The following is a 17,068-nucleotide window of genomic DNA, read 5'->3' as shown; positions in this document are numbered from 1 at the left end:
TGACTGCTAAACTAAAAAGAGGAAATTCGTAAAGAAAGGATTGCTTGATGATGGGATTTACAAAAGAAGAAGTGAATAAAGTCGTCATGGCACTGATTCAGCAATTAACGAAAGATTGGACAAAGACGAAAGTCCATTCGGAAGTGCTTGAAATTTTGATGAAAATGCGCATGGAGACAAAAACGGAAGAGGAATATATCGAACTGTTGCTCACCAACGTTGCTTTTGCGACAGAATCAAGCTTCGCCTTGCAAAAAATATTTGAACTCATTTTAACGAACAAACAATTTCCGCCTGCGGAAGCGGTGCAAGCATGGCTCACAGACGCGCATCAAAAAATTGATGCGCAGCTTCCGAACATTCGCGAAGCATACCGGAAGCATTTCGGAGGCGATGAAGACAAGCAAGCATTTAAACAAAAACTGCAACTCAGCTACTGTCCGGTGCTGTTAAGCAATCGCATCAAAACCGATTTCATTTTCGCCTTCATTCACGAACAAAACCAACCGATGATGACAGATTTCTTTGACGCTGATCCGAAAGCCGTCCTTGAAGCGCTTCATCATATTAGCGGCTTCTATGCCAGCATGATTTTAGAAGGAATTGAGTTGGTTTAACTCAAGCTACGCGAAAGAATTTCACAAAGCGTATGAACAAGAAACGCAGTGCCTTGTTGAAAAAAGCAATAGAAAAACGATAAAGGGAGCGCACGCTGCTCCCTTTTCATTTTTGTCCCTTTGATCACTTGTTGAGTCAGCCTCTATTTTATATTTTACTGTTCCATCGCTCGTTTCGCTAAAGCAAGGGCACCGCAAATTCCCGCATTGTCTCCCAATCCAGGAGAAACGATATATTCATCGATGCGATGTAAAATCGCTTCGTGCTGCACGTACCCATTGAGTAAATGGACTACCTTTTGACGGACAAGCGGCAAAAGTTGAGGCTGTTTCATCACACCGCCCCCTAAAATCACCTTTCGAGGCGACAAAATTAAAATATAATTCGCAACCGCTTGAGCTAAATAAAAAGCTTCTAACTCCCAAACCTCCGGACGATCCGCCAGCTCTGCCCCCTTTTTCCCCCAGCGTTTTTCAATGGCAGGACCTGATGCCAACCCTTCTAAACAATCTTGATGAAAAGGGCAGCTTCCGGCAAACGGATCATCTGGATGGCGGCGAATCAAAATATGCCCCATTTCCGGATGAGATAACCCATGCAACAGTTCGCCTTCAATAACAGCCCCAACACCGATTCCTGTTCCGACTGTCATATAAATGCAACCAGTTTCTCCTTTTGCTGCTCCCCACAATAATTCTCCTAAAGCCGCAGCATTTACATCGGTATCAAATCCAATCGGGACATTAAAATGTTTTTTGATTTCTTCAACAAAAGGAAAGTTGGACCAATTCAGCTTCGGCGTACTTGTGATATAACCATACGTTGGACTTGTTCGATCCAAATCGACCGGGCCGAACGAACCGATCCCAATTGCTTTTAACTTGTGCGATTTAAAAAATTGAACCACTTCTTCCATTGTTTCGCTTGGATTTTTTGTCGCGAAAGTCACTCGCTCATACACTTCACCGTTCTCTCCGCCCACAGCACATACAAACTTCGTACCGCCTGCTTCAATTGCACCTAAATACAATGAAATCACCCCATTTCCACGATCGGTTTTTAGGCAATACTTTTTTACCGTAAAGCATCCGAATTGATGAGGAACAATCAAATGATCTTACGAAGCGTTCTCCGTACAAAACTCCCCTTCGCCAGAAAGAACGCTCACTAACAGAAAATATTTCGTGTGCTCAAATGTAAATTCCTCTTCTATATGGTCGATTTCTTCTAAATCATCGCTAATGGCCGATTGTCTACTTGTTTGCCAGCTTCAATAATAATTCCATCGGCATTACGAATATCTCCGGCTGTTAACTCATTCTCCCCCTCGGTGTATTTTTTTGTAAACCCTCTCATCTATGTAGATTCAAGTTGAGTTTCCGACATATCTCATCATGAATAGAAGACCGCTTTTCTGCCATAGGCGGCAAGAAAAATCTTGCCGCCCCGGCATGCTAGAAGCATGCCGATTCCGAACGTAAAACGCATGACAGACAAATTCATTTGTCTGATGGCGTTTTCGTTCGGGGAAGTGGCAGAAAAGCTTGTTTATGTCGGAAAATTAAGCTTATCATATATATCTAACTTTATAGTAACGCATAAAGATTCGGATCATCATACAAATCTTGTACCGGAATATGTGGCAAAAAGTATGTTAATGACTACTTTCCTCACCAATTAATATTAAAGAGAAACGATTATACACTCCTGCTTGTAGCCTACCAAAACCACCCCTCCGATCATGGAAAAAACTAGTGATTCCATGTATAATAAAGCTAAACCTCAAATCTATTGGAGGAGTTCACGTTGAAAACGGACGAGTTGTTAACCCATATCGTAGAAGCCATTCAGCAATCAAACGCCTACAAACAGTTGCCGGCAGAGTACAAACAGCCATTGGACGAAATCGTCAACAAAGACTACTTAGCTAGCATCATTGCTGAAAAAAAGAAAACCAAACGCGGACAAAAGAAGAAAACGTTATATCAATTTAAAATTGCCTTAAAAGACATTCGCCCGCCGATTTGGCGCCGCGTCGTTGTTCCAAGCCATATCACCTTTGCCCAATTTCACAAAGTCATTCAAGCCGCCATGGGCTGGATGGATTACCATTTGTATGAGTTCGAAGTCGACAATATTTTGATCGATGTCCCAGATGAGGAGTATGAACTTCCTTATGGCAGATGGCAAGAAAGATATCATGCCCGCAAAGTAAAACTGGAACAACTTTTGACAGAAGAAGGACAAACATTCACGTATACGTACGACTTTGGCGATCATTGGGTTCACGCCATTACCCTAGAAAAAATCGAGGAAACAACAGAACCTTTCCCTCATCCGATTTGCTTAAAAGGAAAACGAGCCTGCCCGCCTGAAGATATCGGCGGTGTACATGGATACATGCGGATGATTGAAACGCTAGAAAGAAACGATCCAAACGATGAGGAGCGAAATGAATTGATCGAATGGTACGGCGGAGAGTTTGATCCTGAATACTTTGACCTTGAGGAAACAAACGAGATATTGAAATCGATCACATTCCGTTAATCGAAAACAACTCATTTCGACTGAAAAGGAGAGAGCACCATGATTCGATTCGCCACAATCGGAACGAACTGGATTACCGAGGAGTTTATTAAAGCAGCGAAAGAAGTACCTGGCTTTGCCTTAAGAGCCGTCTATTCGCGAACCGAAGAAAAAGCGAAAGAATTTGCGGCGAAAGTCGGCGCTCCGCTCACCTTTACAAGTTTAGAAGAGATGGCCAAATGCGAGGAAATTGATGCGGTTTACATCGCCAGCCCGAACTCTTTACATGCTGAACAGGCCATTTTGCTTATGAATCACGGCAAGCACGTCTTATGCGAAAAGCCGATGGCTTCCAATACAAAAGAAGTGCAAGCGATGATCGAAGCAGCCCGAAAAAACAATGTCGTCTTAATGGAAGCGATGAAAACGACGCTGTTGCCAAACTTCCAAGCGATTCGCAAACATCTGCATAAAATCGGAAAAATCCGGCGTTATTTCGCAAGCTATTGCCAATATTCATCGCGCTATGATGCATACAAGCAAGGCATCGTCTTAAATGCCTTCAACCCTACTTTTTCAAGCGGTTCCTTAATGGACCTTGGCGTTTACTGCTTGTATCCGATGGTCGTTTTATTCGGAAAACCAAAATCTCTTAAAGCCAATAGCGTCTTGTTGGAATCGGGCGTCGACGGCGAAGGAAGCATCGTTCTTGACTATGGCGAAATGGATGCGGTCATCATGTACTCAAAAATCACAAATTCATACATCCCTTCAGAAATTCAAGGAGAAGAGGGAAGCATCATCATTGATGCGATTCATACGCCGCAAAAAGTTGAAATCCGCTATCGCGACGGTCGAACGGAAGACATTACCGAAGCGCAAACCCATCATCCAATGTATTACGAAGCAAAAGAATTCATCGAACTCATTCAAAACGGAAAACGAGAGTCAGCCATCAATTCGCATGCTCATTCGCTCACAACGATCGAAATCATCGAACAAGCACGGAAACAGACGGGGATTCTCTTTCCAGCCGATCGATAAAAGGGATGATTCAACATTGCCTTTAAGCGATGTTGAGTCATCCCTTGTTTCATGTTATTCGTTTTGCCCGCTCACGCATCCAAACAAAGAGAAGCACTAAAAACGCCCCCGCCGCATCAATGACAACGTCCGAAAAAAGGGCAGTTCGCCCTGGCTGAAACGACTGATGCCATTCATCGAAAATAGCGCATGCGAGCGCAAACAGCCATGCTCCTACCCACTCAAACCGATGAGGATGAATCGCCTTCCATGCGAAAAACGCAAGCGTTCCAAACACAGAAAGATGAGCGGATTTCCGCACGATATAATTCCATGAGAAAAAACCGTCGCTCACCGGACGGCTCGTTTCAATTCCGAAATAGTGAAAAATCGCTTTGATGACGTTTGCTGTTTGTTCTCCCGTAAACAATGGGGACTCCGTGAAGTAATAAATCAGTCCGCACCATAAAAAAACAAGCCCCCACCAAATTCGTTTGTTTGTCGAGTTCATACGCTTTTTCCTTTCTTGATCGCTCAATATGTGACAAACATCTGATTTATAACCTTTATCTTACCATAAAAACGCCTCTCTCTGAATGTTCAACAAGAGGCTTTCTGTGCCATCTCCATGCCGCCCACCACAATGTCCTCAATCACTGATGCTTAGCTTTTCTATTATTCCATATTTTTTAATAGGTTCCTTGCATTCTCGCTTCGTGGAACATCTTTTTCATCTTTAAACGTTCCCATCAAATAGTCCATGGAAGGATTGGACACTCCGAACCAATAGCCTTCGTTTTTGAAATGGTGCCAAATATGCACCTTTTTCATCCATTTTCCCCACCTTGTAATCGGTTTAATAGGCCGATGGGCAACGAAATGCGTCCATTCATAGTATAATAAACCGCTGCTTAATCCTGCATACATGGCGAATGCAAAAGAAAGATCGCCAAAAACGAAGAAGACAATAGCACTGATCATAATCATTTGCGGCAGGCTATACCAAATGGGCAAAAACAACAACTTCAAATCGTCCGGATCAACGTGATGATCATAGTGCAAACGTTTTAACAAACGTAGAAAAAAAGGATGTTTCGGCGGTTTCATATGGAAGATAAAACGATGAGTCAAATATTCGTTAATAAGAAAAAGTGCTACTCCGAACAACCAAAAAATAAGCGTCTTCCCGTCTTTCGCATATGCGACCGCCATCGCAGTCGCAAGAACAAGCGAAATCATCAGCACGATAATGTCTTTAAACCCGAAAAACTCGAGTAAATACTTTTTCATTCCCTTCACCTCTTAAATAAAATGTTCATTAAAAAATTTTTCTTTATTAACTTAACATCAAATATTCTGGCTTTGCTTTCGAAAGCGATAAAGATCACTGATACAGTTTGGGAAGTTCTGATTGAAGGAAAATGTCTCACCGTTGAACATCAAAACAACATTGATTGGAGGGTTCTATGCAGAAAAAAGCAGGAAATGAAGAAAATTGAAGACATATGATTTCATTCTACTAAAAAATATCCATCGTTCTCCTAACTGATCACCTCCTTTACCCAATAATATCACGAATATTCAGATAATTGAACATAAAAAATTTAAGTGGACACCCGATGTCCACTTCATCGATGTTAAAAACTTTGTATAAACTCTTGGTCGATATCAACCACGATAAATTCAATGTCTTTCACCGGTTCCAGAACTTCTTTGAAAATGGCAGCGACTTTTGCTTTATCCAATTTTCCTACCCCTGTTCCTAAAGCCGGAAGCGCAACCTTTTGAATTCCATGCTCTTGACAGTAAGCGACTAAATTTTGCAAACATGTTTTGACAATGTCATACGATGTCGTCCCCGCCGGTTCTTTCATCGTCACCAAATGAATGATGCCTTCATAAGGAAGGGTTCCCGCATGGGTGACATACAGGTCGCCTGGCATCGGATTTTGTTCCTTACAAACCTTGATCGCTTCTGTTTCAATTTCTTTGCCGCCGGCTCTTCGAATCGCAGCCGCTACACCTCCCCCCATCGGACCGATTCCGTTTGCGGCGTTACAAATGTATGAAACATCTTGAAGTTTGGTAATGTCTCCATTCACGATCTTGATCACAACCATCACTCCCTTACTCTTCCAACAGTTTTTGAACTTCTTCTGTCAGTCCTACAATGTCCATGATCTTCATCCCTTTTGCTGCCATATTGCAAAGGATTTTCTTTCGCTCTTCCTCCCGACCTTTCTTCAATCCTTCTTCTAGCCCTGCTCGCCGCTCACTGCGAAGGTTGGAAAGTTGATCTCGCAAAAACTTAAGACGCATTTCGTAAGCTGATTTATTTTTGCCATTAACATCATGAGCCAAAGTAATTCCGCTGGTTAATTTGCCTTCATCTTCCATCTTTATTTCTTTCATTTTACCATAAATTGTGATAAATCAATCGCATGAAATTCAATATGCGGGCTCCAAATAAAATGTTCATGGTCTTCGCGTAAATGAAACACGGCGTGGAAGCGATCGGTTTCCTGAGAGAATAACGGATAATGAAGGATGGTAATCATGATCGTTGGAGGAATTTCAGAATAATCTTGTCCAGAGAAAATCAAGGTCAAAAACAAAATTTTCTAACAAAAAGAAGAGAGAGGGAATCCCACTCCCCTCTCTCTTCTTTCTTTGACAAATAGTTCTCGTGTATCGATCAGTTCCCTTTCACTAACTCTAGTGGCACAGGGATAAATGAATCCACTTTTTCGCCATTTAATACTTTTAACGCTGTTTCCACAGCCATTTCACCGATCATTTCAGGTTTTTGGGCTACTGTCGCCGCCATTTTCCCCTCTTTTACCGCTTTTACCGCATCCTCTGTAGCATCGAATCCTACAACAATCACATCTTTCATGCCGCGAGCTTCAAGAGCTTCTAAGGCGCCTAACGCCATTTCGTCGTTATGTGCGAACACAGCCTGAATATCGCTTTGGCTTTGCAAAATGTTTTCCATGACCGATAACCCTTTGGCACGGTCAAAATCAGCTGCTTGTTTTGCAACGACTTTTAGATTGCTTGCCTTGTCAATCACTTGATGGAATCCTTCACCGCGCTCACGTGCCGCAGATGAGCCAGGAATTCCTTCTAATTCAACGATATTTCCGCCATCCTTTAATTTTTCAATTAAGAATTCACCTGCCATTTTACCGCCGGCTACGTTATCAGAAGCAATATGAGCAACGACTTTGCCGCCATCTGCACTGCGGTCCACTGTGATGACTGGAATATTTGCCTGATTAGCAGATTCAATGGCTGCTGTGATTGCGCTCGAATCCGTTGGGTTCACTAAAATCAGATCAACACCCTGCTGAATTAAATCTTCAATATCGCTAATTTGTTTTGCAGAATCGTTTTGTGCGTCGACTACGGTTAATTCTACATTTGCTTCCTTCGCTGCTTTTTCAGCTCCTTCTTTCAACGTTACGAAAAACGGGTTGTTTAACGTTGAAATCGATAAGCCAATTTTCATATCTCCTTCTTTCTTTTTCGCTTGGTCGCCACTCGTTGTCTTTGTACCTCCCTCAAGCGAACAGCCCACTAGCAACACGCTAAGCCCCAACATGAGAACCATCAATATACTTCCTAATTTCTTCATTGCTCCCCCACTCCTTTAAAATTTTATCTATCAAACTTCTTTGCGGCGATCTAAAATAACCGCAAGAAGAATGACAATCCCTTTAATGACTTGTTGATAAAACGAAGATACATTCAATAAATTCAAACCATTGTTCAACACACCGATAATTAGCGCGCCAACAAATGTACCGAAAATCCAGCCGCGACCGCCTGATAAGCTTGTTCCCCCAAGCACAACTGCGGCGATCGCATCTAGCTCATAAGCGGTTCCCGCTGTCGGTTGCGCTGAGTTTAAACGTGAAGTTAAAATAAGTCCTGCTAGCGCTGACAATCCACCAGTTAACGAATAAATCCAAATTTTTAATCGGTCGACGCGAATGCCTGATAAACGACTCGCTTCTTCATTGCCACCAATCGCATAAGTATGACGACCAAATGTCGTTTTCTTTAAAACAAAGTACAAAACAGCGTAAATCACAACCATGAAAACGACTGGAACCGGGATGCCAAGAAAATAACCGCGGCCTATCATTTGAAACAAAATGTCATCAGAGAAACCAGTAATCGGCCGACCTTCCGTATATACTAACGTCGCTCCACGAAAAATCGTCATCGTTGCTAACGTTGCAATAAACGGAGCCACACGTCCTTTTGTAATAATCACCCCATTAAGTGCTCCCATCACCAATCCGGCCATAATTCCAATAATGATGGCTGAAAATCCTCCCATGCCGCTGGCCATCAGACCCGCTGCAATCGCACTTGAGAGCGCTAACACAGAACCGACTGATAAATCAATACCGCCGGTTAAAATGACAAATGTCATCCCAAACGCAATAAGAGCATTAATGGATACTTGCCGCAAAATGTTTAACCAGTTGTCCACTGTAAAAAAGCTATCGCTTAAAAAGGCCAACACGATACAAAGCAACATCAATCCAATGAGCGGACCAAGTTTTTTCACATCAAAACTCAAAGCTGCACTTGCATTCTTTTCTTGAATACTCGGATGTTGCATTACGCTTCCCCTCCCGTCGCCGCACGCATAATCGTTTCTTGATCAACATTTTTGTTATCTAAGATCGCCGTTACCTTTCCTTCATGAACAACCATAATGCGATCGCTCATTCCTAATATTTCAGGAAGCTCCGATGAGACCATAATGATCGCCACGCCTTGTGCCGTTAGTTCATTCATAATCTCGTAAATTTCCTTTTTTGCCCCGACGTCAACGCCGCGCGTCGGTTCATCTAAAATGAGAATACTCGGTTCCATCGCCAGCCATTTTCCAAATACAACTTTTTGTTGGTTCCCTCCGCTTAATGCCTTTACTTCTAATTCCGGTGAAGCGGTTTTAATTTTTAAGCGAGCGATAAGGGATTGAACGAGATCGTTTTCTTTTTTCGCTTGAATGACACCGACCTTTGCTAATTGCTCCGCTTTTGGCAACGTTAAATTCTCACGGACGCTCATATGCAGAACAAGTCCTTTGCCTTTTCGGTCCTCGGTAATGAAAGCAATACCGTGCTCGATTGCTTGGCGCGGAGACTTAATTTTGACCGGCTTATTATGAATATAAATCGTTCCTTCATCTACTTTTCGCACTCCAAAAATGGCTTCCATAATTTCCGTGCGTCCTGCTCCCATTAGCCCCGCAACACCAAGAATTTCACCGGCGCGAACTGAGAAGGAAACATGATGGAAAACTCCTTTTTGCGTCAATCCTTCCACTCTCAGCCGTTCTTCACCAATTCGTTTTTCCCGCTTCGGAAAGCGCTCACCAATTTGTCTCCCAACCATCATATGAACAATTTCATCAAAGTTCGTTTCTGGTATCTTTTTCGTTCCGATAAACTGACCATCTCGCAACACCGAAATCCGATCGCAAATCGTAAAAATCTCTTCCATTCGATGCGAGATATACACAATCGCGACTCCTTGCTGTTTAAGCGAGCGAATCACATCAAACAACGTGCGAATCTCCCGGTCGGTTAATGCTGCTGTCGGTTCATCCATAATGAGACACTTGGCGTTTGTTGATAAGGCTCTTGCAATCTCGACAATTTGCTGTTTTCCTACTGACAAATTGCCCGCGATCTCATTTGGCGAAATCTCAATGCCGAGCCGTTGCAAATATAATTTCGCTTGCTCTTCCATTTCTTTTTTGCGAACAATTCCTGTCCGGCCGATCGTCTGCTCACGTCCTAAAAATATGTTTTCGGCAACCGTTAATGTCGGAATGATATTCAACTCTTGATGAATAACAGAAATTCCGTCTCGCTCCGCTTCTTTTGGATGGCGATAATGCACTTCTTTTCCGTTGACCATGACCGTCCCGGCATCACGCTCATAAATTCCCGTTAATATTTTCATCAGTGTTGATTTCCCCGCACCATTTTCGCCCATCAACGCATGCACTTCACCAGGACGTACTTCAAAATCGACTCCATCTAACACGACGTTTTGATGGAAGGCCTTTTTAATTCCTTTCATTTCAATAAACGGCTTGGTCACATTCCTCTCCCCTTTTCATCAAAGGTCCGATGTGTTCAAGAAAAGTTGACGCCTGAGTGAAGAATGATGTTGACATATGGTGTCGCCTCTCCTGTACGAATGACAGCTTTCGCTGACTTTGTCATCTCTTTAAATTGGTCATGGGAAACAAATTGCTTGGTTGTTTGTTCAAATCGTTTCTGAATCTCCTCATACATCTTCGCGTTGTTTGTTTTAATCTCTTCCGCAAGCGTGATCGCTTCAATCTCCAATTCCTCTACAATGGCATCTAACACAGGCAAAAATGGCGGAAATCCTTTGACAAGCGATAAATCAATACGAATAACATCGTCTGGAATCGGCAATCCACAATCCGCAATCACAATGGTATCTGTATGGCCAAGAGAAGCTAAAACAGTGTTCAATTCTTTATTCAAAATTCCGCGCTTTTTCATTGTGATCCCCCTTCCTTTATTTCAAGAAATTGTCGAACTTCCGCCTCTGTAGGCATTCCTGTTTGTGCACCGAGCTTTGTCACAGATAGCGCAGCTGCAGCATTTCCAAAATAACACGCATCTTCCAATTCCATTCCTTTACTTAATGCCACCGCAAGCGCACCGTTGAAGGTATCTCCGGCTCCTGTCGTATCCACCACTGAAACGCTGAAGCTTGGAATCCGCATCGGCTTCCCGTTTTTCACCATCGTCACACCGCGTGCGCCTTCTGTGACGACTAGCTTGTGAGCAAACTTCTGCGCATCCTCTCCTGCTAAAATGATGTCACGCTCATGTTCGTTCGGCGTCAGAATGTCAACTTGCTCTAACAATGATTTCGGCAGCGGCTGCGCCGGCGCCGGATTTAAAATGACGAGAACTCCATGTTTTTTGGCTAAGGAAACGGCCTTTTCAACAACTAGAAGCGGTATTTCTAGCTGTAAAAGACAAACATCGCTCTTTGCAATCACGTCTTCGCATTGCTCTACATCTTCTGGACATAAAGCATGATTCGCTCCCGGAACGACAATGATTCGATTGTCTCCTTCTGAAATCGTAATCGAGGCAACCCCTGTTTCTATATGTGTAACCGGTTTCACATGATCGACAAAAATACCTTCTCGTTTAAGAGAGTTCATTAGCTCCTTTCCGAACGCATCGGTACCTACCGCACCAATCATGTGGACCTCCGCTCCTAAACGAGCGGCTGCCACCGCTTGATTCGCTCCTTTTCCACCGGGGATCAGGTGAAATTTTTCACCCAAAATGGTTTCACCTTGAGATGGAACACGGCTTGCGATCGTGACAAGGTCCATATTGATACTTCCGATGACCGTAATTACTGGCTTTTTCATTTCTTCTCCCCCTTACTCGTCGATTGCCGTTGAACAAGCTTGACCGGCAATACGTGATGAATTTGTTCAAGCGGCTGCCCTTCAATTTTTTTCACTAACAGCCGCGCCGCAATCGCGCCCATTTCATAAATTGGCTGTGAAATCGTCGATAATTCCGGCGTTGTCATTTCTGTAAGCGGAATGCCGTCATATCCGATAATCGCCACATCTTCCGGCACGCGAAGCCCAAGTTGTTGCACCGCTTTTAGCGCGCCAACAGCCATTACATCATTCCCGGCAAAAATTCCGTCAATCTCATGCTCTTTTAAAGCTTGTAATACAGCTTCTTTCGTTTGATTTAGCTGATAGTTTCCGAGAATGACGAGATCTTCGTCCCAGAGGCCTAACTCCTGCATTTCATCGCGGTAACCTTTAAACCGTTCCACCGCGTTCACAACATGCAAAGGTCCTTGAATATGGGCAATTCGCCGGCAGCCAATTTCATATAAGTGCCGCGTCGCTAACCGCGCCCCGCCATAATTATCGGCGATCACCGACGGAAACGAATGATTCAGCGGACGGTCCAGCACAACAACCGGCACATCCAGCTCGGATACTTCCGCAAGCTCTAACTGATTGGTCGTCAAAATAATACCATCGACATATTTTTGTTTTAATACTTCAATATATTCTTTTTCCTTTTCAATTTTCTCATCGGAATTGCACAAAATCACCGTATAATCATAAATATTGGTCACATCTTCTACCGCGCGGACGAGCTCTGGAAAAAACGGGTTTGAAATATCTGGAACAATCAACCCAATCGTCTTCGATGTTTTTTTAAAAAGCGTCCGCGCGACCTCATTTGGTTTATAATTCAATTGTTCAATCGCCTGCCTCACGCGCTTTTCCGTTTCTTCATTGACATAACCATTTTGATTCAATACGCGTGAAACCGTTGCGACTGATACCCCTGCTAACTTAGCAACATCGCGAATCGTTGCCATCTCTATTCTCCACCCTATCTTATGTAACCGGTTACATAAAGTATAGACGAGAATGGAAAAAAAATCAATAGATTTTACGTGAAATCGCGATCAAGTGAACAAAATAAAAAAATCTCCTCCCACTAGAAGTGCAGCGAGAGGAGATATTGCAACAAGTAACAACTCTAATCAAATTCATACAAATCTTTAAACAAATCGTTCATGTGATCGGTAGTCGCTAATCCATTCACAAATACGCGACCATCTGAATGAATACGAATTTCTAATCGATTCGGGACATTTTTTAATGTTTTTTCTAGATGCTTATAACGACTAGTGAGAAAGTGATATCGCTGATTTAGTGAGCCAACCCAAGGCCGGCTAGTATCCAATAGATCCTTGCGAAAAGGACCGTCTATTAGTAAATCCGTCACTTGCAACAACTCCATCCAATCTTCTCGCGCCTCTTTTAAAATATCTTCTAAAACATATCCTGTGAAAGTGACGACGGAAAGTCCATTTTTCTTTAACTTTTTCGCTAAATTCGCTAGCTCTTTTGCTTGAGCAAAAGGCTCCCCGCCTAAAAAAGTGACTCCTTCAACCTTCGGCCCAGATAAAATTCGTTCTGCTAATTCATCCACTTCGATCTCATATCCTCCTGATTCAGACCACGTAAAAGGCACTGCGCATCCCGGACAACGAATAGGGCACCCTTGCACTTGAATACAAGCTCTCGCTCCAGGTCCTTCGACTTCTGTGTAAGGAATGAAGCGATGAATCCGTAACGCCATCAAAAATCCACCAACCGACCAGACATTTCTTTTTGGAAAGATTGGATCGGTTTAATGATTACATGAGGTCGAATTTTCTCAACGATATGCGGTTTAAGCCCTAGAGCTTGGGAAAATTCTTCTACAGAAGCAAATCCCCCATTTTTTTGACGAAGATCCACTGCCTTTTTAGCCAAAACGATTCCAACTCCAGGAAGCTTGGCAATCATCTCTTCTGAATCATTGTTAATATCGACAACAAATGAATGTTCTTCTTGAATACCATGTGTGCGAGATACCGTAGATTCTAACAGCATATCTTTCTTATTGTCATTCATCGCATTTTTTATATCCGATGATTTTTTTACTCCTTCTTTCTGTAATCTTACACCATACTCAGATTCTATTTTATGCAAAAGCTGAACCTCTTCGACCTTCTCGATCGTTTTCATTGCTTCTAGTCGATAGAGAAACTCTTTTCGAATTTTAAAAGCATGAAAAATAGAGGAAATGCCTCCTAATAACGTTAATGACACACCAATGTCTAACATTTTGCCTTCAAAAATCATCGAAAACATAAATGGAATGGAATAAATCAGTCCCCAAACGCCCCACTTTCGATTTCTCACCTTATAACCAATATAAAAAAACGCTAACCAGTTAAAAAATAACGTAAACGTCAGCAAGATCCACCATGAATTTAAAATTTCCCACAGACGGCCTTTCTTCATTTTGACCTGAGACATCTTTTACTCCCCCTGCCACAAACAAAATTGCAGTTATTGTTGAATGTTTAACGTAATTACAATGGAGTTGTCCTCGAGTACTTCTTCATTTTCAATGGTAAATGCCTTCTCCTTTATTTTCTTTTTCAACTTCTCATAAACTTGCGATTGTACATATTTTTTATACTCGTCATCAAGATCCGAAAGATAGTAATAAATCTCCTGCAAACGAGGAGCATTGGCGATCTCTACATGAAAAGGAGCATCCCCTTCTTGACGAAAAGTTAATTGAGCATTTTGAATCGTACACACAATGTCGCCGTTATTCATTTGAACGGTATTCACACCAAAATCCTGCAGCGTGCGAACGAGAAGGGAGCGATCCCGAAAGTTTGTCGGAAATACTCTCGGCTCTTCTATTTGTTCAACCGCGCTCTCTCGTTCTCTATGAAATATTTTTTGCTTCAACTTTCTTTCTAAATCGTCCATAAACTGTGCAGCGATATCTTGAGAATTCTGCTTAGAAAAAATCGCATGCCACTTTCCTTGGCGAAACTCCCAAAAGAAATAATCTTTTTTATTCAGATGATGCGTCTTAATCAGGCCTCCGTACTTCTCCGCATCATATCCCGCTTGAATCAACGCATCAACCAAATCCGATTCATTGACAAACACGGTAGGAATCGCTCTTTCCATCGATTCCACCCATTTTTCAAATTGATTTTTTCCCATTACAATTCGCAAAGCTAAAACGATGGGAATCATCGTTAATGATACCGACATTCCTTTATCTCTCCTCCCAGGAATATAGCGTCATCGGCTGATGGATTTCCTGATCAATCTCTAACTGTTCCGTTTCATAATATTCTGCTGTATACTCCGAATCAATTGTTTCCGCTTCCAATAATTCTTCTAAAATCGAAATATAATCAGTGCATTTCTTTCCTTTAACCCCTAAAACATCCGCTTTAATTTGACCATCCGGGAATATTTGAATACGAATTTTTTTCGAAGACATGCTTCATCCCCCGATTCCGTTAAAAATCAACCGCTCTTCCGCCTCTTGCAAACTTAATATCCATTTCATCGCTGGAAGGAGATATCTCGTATTTAGATGATTGTTTTTGGTAATCCATTCGATCTTCATTTGGGGTCGCTGCGACCGCTCGAACATTTGCCCACTCTCGAATTCTCCGAATTTGTTCTGCTTGTGTGACGGATAATGGAACGGTATTTTTGATCGCTCGTTCTAAATCTTCCAAACGAAGACTGCGTTCTTCAGAAAACGCGTCAAATAAAGCAGAAATCACAATTTGCTCAATCTCTGCCCCGACATATCCTTCTGTCAAATTCGCTAAATGTTCCAGCACCGCGTCTGTGATTTGAAAATCCCCTATTACCTCTGGATCTTTCAGCCGTTTTCGCAAATGTAAAAGGAAAATTTCTTTTCTCTCCTTTTTTGTTGGCAAATCAACAAAAAAGATTTCATCAAATCTACCTTTGCGCATGAGTTCCGCTGGCAAAGAATCAATATTGTTGGCGGTAGCTACGACAAAAACAGGCTTCGTCTTCTCCTGCATCCACGTCAAAAATGTACCGAAAATTCGGCTAGACGTACCGCTATCTCCGCTCGAAGAAAGACCGCTAAATCCTTTTTCAATTTCATCAATCCATAAAATCGCTGGGGAAATAGCTTCAACCGTTTTAATTGCTTTTCGCATATTTTCTTCACTGCTTCCAACAATTCCGCTAAAAATTTTCCCTAAATCTAGACGAAGAAGCGGGAGTTTCCACATGGCACTAATCGCTTTTGCAATTAAACTTTTTCCACAACCAGGAACACCGGTAATCAATACTCCTTTTGGCGCCGGAAGACCATATCTTTTGGCTGAATCTAACCAAGATTTATTGCGCTTCTTTAGCCACCTTTTTAAGTTCTCCAGCCCTCCTACATCTTCAATATTCAAATCGCTCTTAATAAATTCCAATATCTCGGATTTCTTAATAATCTGCCTTTTTTCTTCGAGAATCACTTCAACATCATTTCGATCTAATCGTCCATCTTGAACCATGGCGCGGGCAAACGCATTTTCCGCTTCATGGAGAGTCAAGCCTAAAGCAGCTTTCGCTAAACGCTCCTCATCCTCTGGAGAAAGATCAATCATAATCCGTCCGCTATTTCGATTGGCAATCACCATCTCTTTTAAAACATTTTTGATTTCTTGAAACGTAGGAAGGTCAAAATCAATAATCGTTACATCTTTTTGCAACTCGTTTGGTATAGCAAGAATTGGACTCACGAATATGACATTCTTCGGATTTCTGCTTCGTTTTAACAAAGGTAAAAGATCTCGAATCTTGCGAATGACTTGATGGTCTGGACGGCTATGCTGAGCACCAAAAAAGATATGGAAATCTTTCATGACAAATACAGCGGGCTCATCAAAGTTTTCAATAAATTGAAGCGCATTCATCGGAACTTTCGTTTCTTCCGTTCCTTTTTTCCCCCATTCAGCCATCCCTTTTGTAATGCTCCAAGTAAACAGTTTTCTTGGCGTCTTAATTAACGCTTCATCTTTGACAACCGATTCAATAACAGATAGCGCACGTTCCTCTTCCCATGTAGATATGTACAAATAAGGAAAACGAGCCTTCAATAAATTCGAAAGCAGTGTTTTGAATTCTGAAATAGTGGATGTCGCCATAGAACTCCTTCTCCCCCTACAATCCCAACGATAAAAACATTCTTGATCTATTAGAAAATTAAAAAACAGCTGCAGAAATAATAAAAAAACAACATAGCTCCGGAGATATAAAATTCCAATCATTGTTCTTATTAACGATATTTTACATAATATCCAAAACAAAATTTGTCGAATCATGTCTAAAAATCAAAAAAATCGCTTCTGGGGTATATCTTTATTCCCTGCTTGGCAATGATGTCAGCATATAAACCGATCATACCGTGATACAACGACGAAT

General features: G+C 42.1%; 22 protein-coding genes. 4 read left to right on the top strand and 18 right to left on the bottom strand.

Going from position 1 to position 17,068, the window contains the following annotated elements; genetic code table 11:
* Window positions 1-47 precede the first annotated feature (47 nt).
* The gene (locus tag EDD69_RS02640) at window positions 48-617 is read left to right on the top strand and encodes a hypothetical protein (RefSeq protein ID WP_132947399.1); all 570 of its coding nucleotides are present in this window, start codon (window positions 48-50) and stop codon (window positions 615-617) included.
* A gap of 155 nt (window positions 618-772) precedes the next feature.
* Here the strand turns inward: EDD69_RS02640 and EDD69_RS02635 are convergent, their stop codons facing one another.
* The gene (locus EDD69_RS02635) at window positions 773-1,648 is read right to left on the bottom strand and encodes an ROK family protein (protein ID WP_132947398.1); all 876 of its coding nucleotides are present in this window, start codon (window positions 1,646-1,648) and stop codon (window positions 773-775) included.
* A 197-nt stretch (window positions 1,649-1,845) separates the two neighbouring features.
* The gene (locus EDD69_RS15645) at window positions 1,846-1,974 is read right to left on the bottom strand and encodes a hypothetical protein (RefSeq protein ID WP_279388125.1); all 129 of its coding nucleotides are present in this window, start codon (window positions 1,972-1,974) and stop codon (window positions 1,846-1,848) included.
* An 82-nt stretch (window positions 1,975-2,056) separates the two neighbouring features.
* On the opposite strand from EDD69_RS15645, the gene EDD69_RS02630 reads away from it, so the two are divergent.
* The 3 genes from EDD69_RS02630 to EDD69_RS02620 all read left to right on the top strand — a co-directional run bounded on the left by EDD69_RS02630 (window position 2,057) and on the right by EDD69_RS02620 (window position 4,188).
* Window positions 2,057-2,299 (top strand): hypothetical protein, encoded by a 243-nt coding sequence (locus EDD69_RS02630; RefSeq protein WP_132947397.1) that lies wholly within the window; start codon window positions 2,057-2,059, stop codon window positions 2,297-2,299.
* A 125-nt stretch (window positions 2,300-2,424) separates the two neighbouring features.
* On the top strand, window positions 2,425-3,165 hold the full coding sequence (locus tag EDD69_RS02625; RefSeq protein ID WP_243643019.1) for a plasmid pRiA4b ORF-3 family protein: 741 nt from the start codon (window positions 2,425-2,427) through the stop codon (window positions 3,163-3,165).
* A gap of 39 nt (window positions 3,166-3,204) precedes the next feature.
* Window positions 3,205-4,188 carry a Gfo/Idh/MocA family protein gene (locus EDD69_RS02620; RefSeq protein ID WP_132947396.1) on the top strand — a complete coding sequence of 328 codons (984 nt, stop codon included), beginning with the start codon at window positions 3,205-3,207 and terminating at the stop codon, window positions 4,186-4,188.
* Between the two features lie 49 nt (window positions 4,189-4,237).
* On the opposite strand, the gene EDD69_RS02615 is transcribed toward EDD69_RS02620, so the two are convergent.
* The 16 genes from EDD69_RS02615 to EDD69_RS02545 all read right to left on the bottom strand — a co-directional run bounded on the left by EDD69_RS02615 (window position 4,238) and on the right by EDD69_RS02545 (window position 16,791).
* Window positions 4,238-4,678 carry a VanZ family protein gene (locus tag EDD69_RS02615; protein WP_132947395.1) on the bottom strand — a complete coding sequence of 147 codons (441 nt, stop codon included), beginning with the start codon at window positions 4,676-4,678 and terminating at the stop codon, window positions 4,238-4,240.
* A 164-nt stretch (window positions 4,679-4,842) separates the two neighbouring features.
* Complete coding sequence (locus tag EDD69_RS02610) at window positions 4,843-5,457, bottom strand: sterol desaturase family protein (RefSeq protein WP_132947394.1); 615 nt, start codon at window positions 5,455-5,457, stop codon at window positions 4,843-4,845.
* Window positions 5,458-5,804: 347 nt separating this feature from the next.
* Window positions 5,805-6,281 carry a macro domain-containing protein gene (locus tag EDD69_RS02605; protein ID WP_132947393.1) on the bottom strand — a complete coding sequence of 159 codons (477 nt, stop codon included), beginning with the start codon at window positions 6,279-6,281 and terminating at the stop codon, window positions 5,805-5,807.
* A 13-nt stretch (window positions 6,282-6,294) separates the two neighbouring features.
* Window positions 6,295-6,564 carry a hypothetical protein gene (locus EDD69_RS15490; protein ID WP_243643018.1) on the bottom strand — a complete coding sequence of 90 codons (270 nt, stop codon included), beginning with the start codon at window positions 6,562-6,564 and terminating at the stop codon, window positions 6,295-6,297.
* Window positions 6,565-6,575: 11 nt separating this feature from the next.
* Window positions 6,576-6,776 (bottom strand): Rpn family recombination-promoting nuclease/putative transposase, encoded by a 201-nt coding sequence (locus tag EDD69_RS15485; protein WP_243643017.1) that lies wholly within the window; start codon window positions 6,774-6,776, stop codon window positions 6,576-6,578.
* An 86-nt stretch (window positions 6,777-6,862) separates the two neighbouring features.
* On the bottom strand, window positions 6,863-7,804 hold the full coding sequence (gene rbsB / locus EDD69_RS02595; protein ID WP_132947392.1) for a ribose ABC transporter substrate-binding protein RbsB: 942 nt from the start codon (window positions 7,802-7,804) through the stop codon (window positions 6,863-6,865).
* Between the two features lie 30 nt (window positions 7,805-7,834).
* Window positions 7,835-8,803 carry a ribose ABC transporter permease gene (rbsC, locus tag EDD69_RS02590; RefSeq protein WP_132947391.1) on the bottom strand — a complete coding sequence of 323 codons (969 nt, stop codon included), beginning with the start codon at window positions 8,801-8,803 and terminating at the stop codon, window positions 7,835-7,837.
* Entirely contained in the window at window positions 8,803-10,278 is a 1,476-nt protein-coding gene (locus EDD69_RS02585; RefSeq protein WP_132947471.1) for a sugar ABC transporter ATP-binding protein, read from the bottom strand. The genes rbsC and EDD69_RS02585 overlap by 1 nt, the downstream gene beginning before the upstream one ends.
* Before the next feature lie 56 nt (window positions 10,279-10,334).
* On the bottom strand, window positions 10,335-10,733 hold the full coding sequence (rbsD, locus tag EDD69_RS02580; protein ID WP_132947390.1) for a D-ribose pyranase: 399 nt from the start codon (window positions 10,731-10,733) through the stop codon (window positions 10,335-10,337).
* Window positions 10,730-11,626 carry a ribokinase gene (gene rbsK / locus EDD69_RS02575; protein WP_132947389.1) on the bottom strand — a complete coding sequence of 299 codons (897 nt, stop codon included), beginning with the start codon at window positions 11,624-11,626 and terminating at the stop codon, window positions 10,730-10,732. Before rbsK ends, rbsD begins: the two co-directional genes overlap by 4 nt.
* Window positions 11,623-12,612, bottom strand: coding sequence for a LacI family DNA-binding transcriptional regulator (locus EDD69_RS02570; protein ID WP_132947388.1), 990 nt, complete (start codon window positions 12,610-12,612; stop codon window positions 11,623-11,625). Before EDD69_RS02570 ends, rbsK begins: the two co-directional genes overlap by 4 nt.
* 164 nt (window positions 12,613-12,776) lie before the next feature.
* Window positions 12,777-13,382: a 4Fe-4S single cluster domain-containing protein gene (locus tag EDD69_RS02565; RefSeq protein ID WP_132947387.1), complete on the bottom strand. Its 606-nt coding sequence runs from the start codon at window positions 13,380-13,382 to the stop codon at window positions 12,777-12,779.
* Window positions 13,382-14,107 (bottom strand): ComEA family DNA-binding protein, encoded by a 726-nt coding sequence (locus tag EDD69_RS02560; RefSeq protein ID WP_132947386.1) that lies wholly within the window; start codon window positions 14,105-14,107, stop codon window positions 13,382-13,384. The genes EDD69_RS02565 and EDD69_RS02560 overlap by 1 nt, the downstream gene beginning before the upstream one ends.
* Before the next feature lie 33 nt (window positions 14,108-14,140).
* Window positions 14,141-14,869, bottom strand: a complete 729-nt coding sequence (locus tag EDD69_RS02555; RefSeq protein WP_132947385.1) for a hypothetical protein — start codon at window positions 14,867-14,869, stop codon at window positions 14,141-14,143.
* A gap of 4 nt (window positions 14,870-14,873) precedes the next feature.
* Entirely contained in the window at window positions 14,874-15,104 is a 231-nt protein-coding gene (locus EDD69_RS02550) for a DUF2997 domain-containing protein (protein ID WP_132947384.1), read from the bottom strand.
* Window positions 15,105-15,123: 19 nt separating this feature from the next.
* A complete protein-coding gene (locus EDD69_RS02545; RefSeq protein WP_132947383.1) occupies window positions 15,124-16,791 on the bottom strand; it encodes an AAA family ATPase in 1,668 nt (555 codons plus the stop codon).
* Between the last annotated feature and the right edge of the window lie 277 nt (window positions 16,792-17,068).

It is taken from the genome of Thermolongibacillus altinsuensis (genome assembly GCF_004341205.1).
Classification (GTDB): domain Bacteria; phylum Bacillota; class Bacilli; order Bacillales; family Anoxybacillaceae; genus Thermolongibacillus; species Thermolongibacillus altinsuensis.
Note: the sequence above shows the minus strand (reverse complement) of the source record. Positions and strands in the feature narration are given on the sequence as shown.

Bases quoted from the DNA above. Each gene is read 5' to 3' on its own strand.
- EDD69_RS02640 (WP_132947399.1), top strand. From the start codon at position 48: ATGATGGGATTTACAAAAGAAGAAGTGAATAAAGTCGTCATGGCACTG.
- EDD69_RS15645 (WP_279388125.1), bottom strand. From the start codon at position 1,974: ATGAGAGGGTTTACAAAAAAATACACCGAGGGGGAGAATGAGTTAACA.
- EDD69_RS02620 (WP_132947396.1), top strand. From the start codon at position 3,205: ATGATTCGATTCGCCACAATCGGAACGAACTGGATTACCGAGGAGTTT.
- EDD69_RS02615 (WP_132947395.1), bottom strand. From the start codon at position 4,678: ATGAACTCGACAAACAAACGAATTTGGTGGGGGCTTGTTTTTTTATGG.
- EDD69_RS02610 (WP_132947394.1), bottom strand. From the start codon at position 5,457: ATGAAAAAGTATTTACTCGAGTTTTTCGGGTTTAAAGACATTATCGTG.
- EDD69_RS15490 (WP_243643018.1), bottom strand. From the start codon at position 6,564: ATGGAAGATGAAGGCAAATTAACCAGCGGAATTACTTTGGCTCATGAT.
- rbsB (WP_132947392.1), bottom strand. From the start codon at position 7,804: ATGAAGAAATTAGGAAGTATATTGATGGTTCTCATGTTGGGGCTTAGC.
- rbsC (WP_132947391.1), bottom strand. From the start codon at position 8,803: ATGCAACATCCGAGTATTCAAGAAAAGAATGCAAGTGCAGCTTTGAGT.
- EDD69_RS02585 (WP_132947471.1), bottom strand. From the start codon at position 10,278: ATGAAAGGAATTAAAAAGGCCTTCCATCAAAACGTCGTGTTAGATGGA.
- rbsD (WP_132947390.1), bottom strand. From the start codon at position 10,733: ATGAAAAAGCGCGGAATTTTGAATAAAGAATTGAACACTGTTTTAGCT.
- rbsK (WP_132947389.1), bottom strand. From the start codon at position 11,626: ATGAAAAAGCCAGTAATTACGGTCATCGGAAGTATCAATATGGACCTT.
- EDD69_RS02570 (WP_132947388.1), bottom strand. From the start codon at position 12,612: ATGGCAACGATTCGCGATGTTGCTAAGTTAGCAGGGGTATCAGTCGCA.
- EDD69_RS02565 (WP_132947387.1), bottom strand. From the start codon at position 13,382: ATGGCGTTACGGATTCATCGCTTCATTCCTTACACAGAAGTCGAAGGA.
- EDD69_RS02560 (WP_132947386.1), bottom strand. From the start codon at position 14,107: ATGTCTCAGGTCAAAATGAAGAAAGGCCGTCTGTGGGAAATTTTAAAT.
- EDD69_RS02555 (WP_132947385.1), bottom strand. From the start codon at position 14,869: ATGTCGGTATCATTAACGATGATTCCCATCGTTTTAGCTTTGCGAATT.
- EDD69_RS02550 (WP_132947384.1), bottom strand. From the start codon at position 15,104: ATGTCTTCGAAAAAAATTCGTATTCAAATATTCCCGGATGGTCAAATT.
- EDD69_RS02545 (WP_132947383.1), bottom strand. From the start codon at position 16,791: ATGGCGACATCCACTATTTCAGAATTCAAAACACTGCTTTCGAATTTA.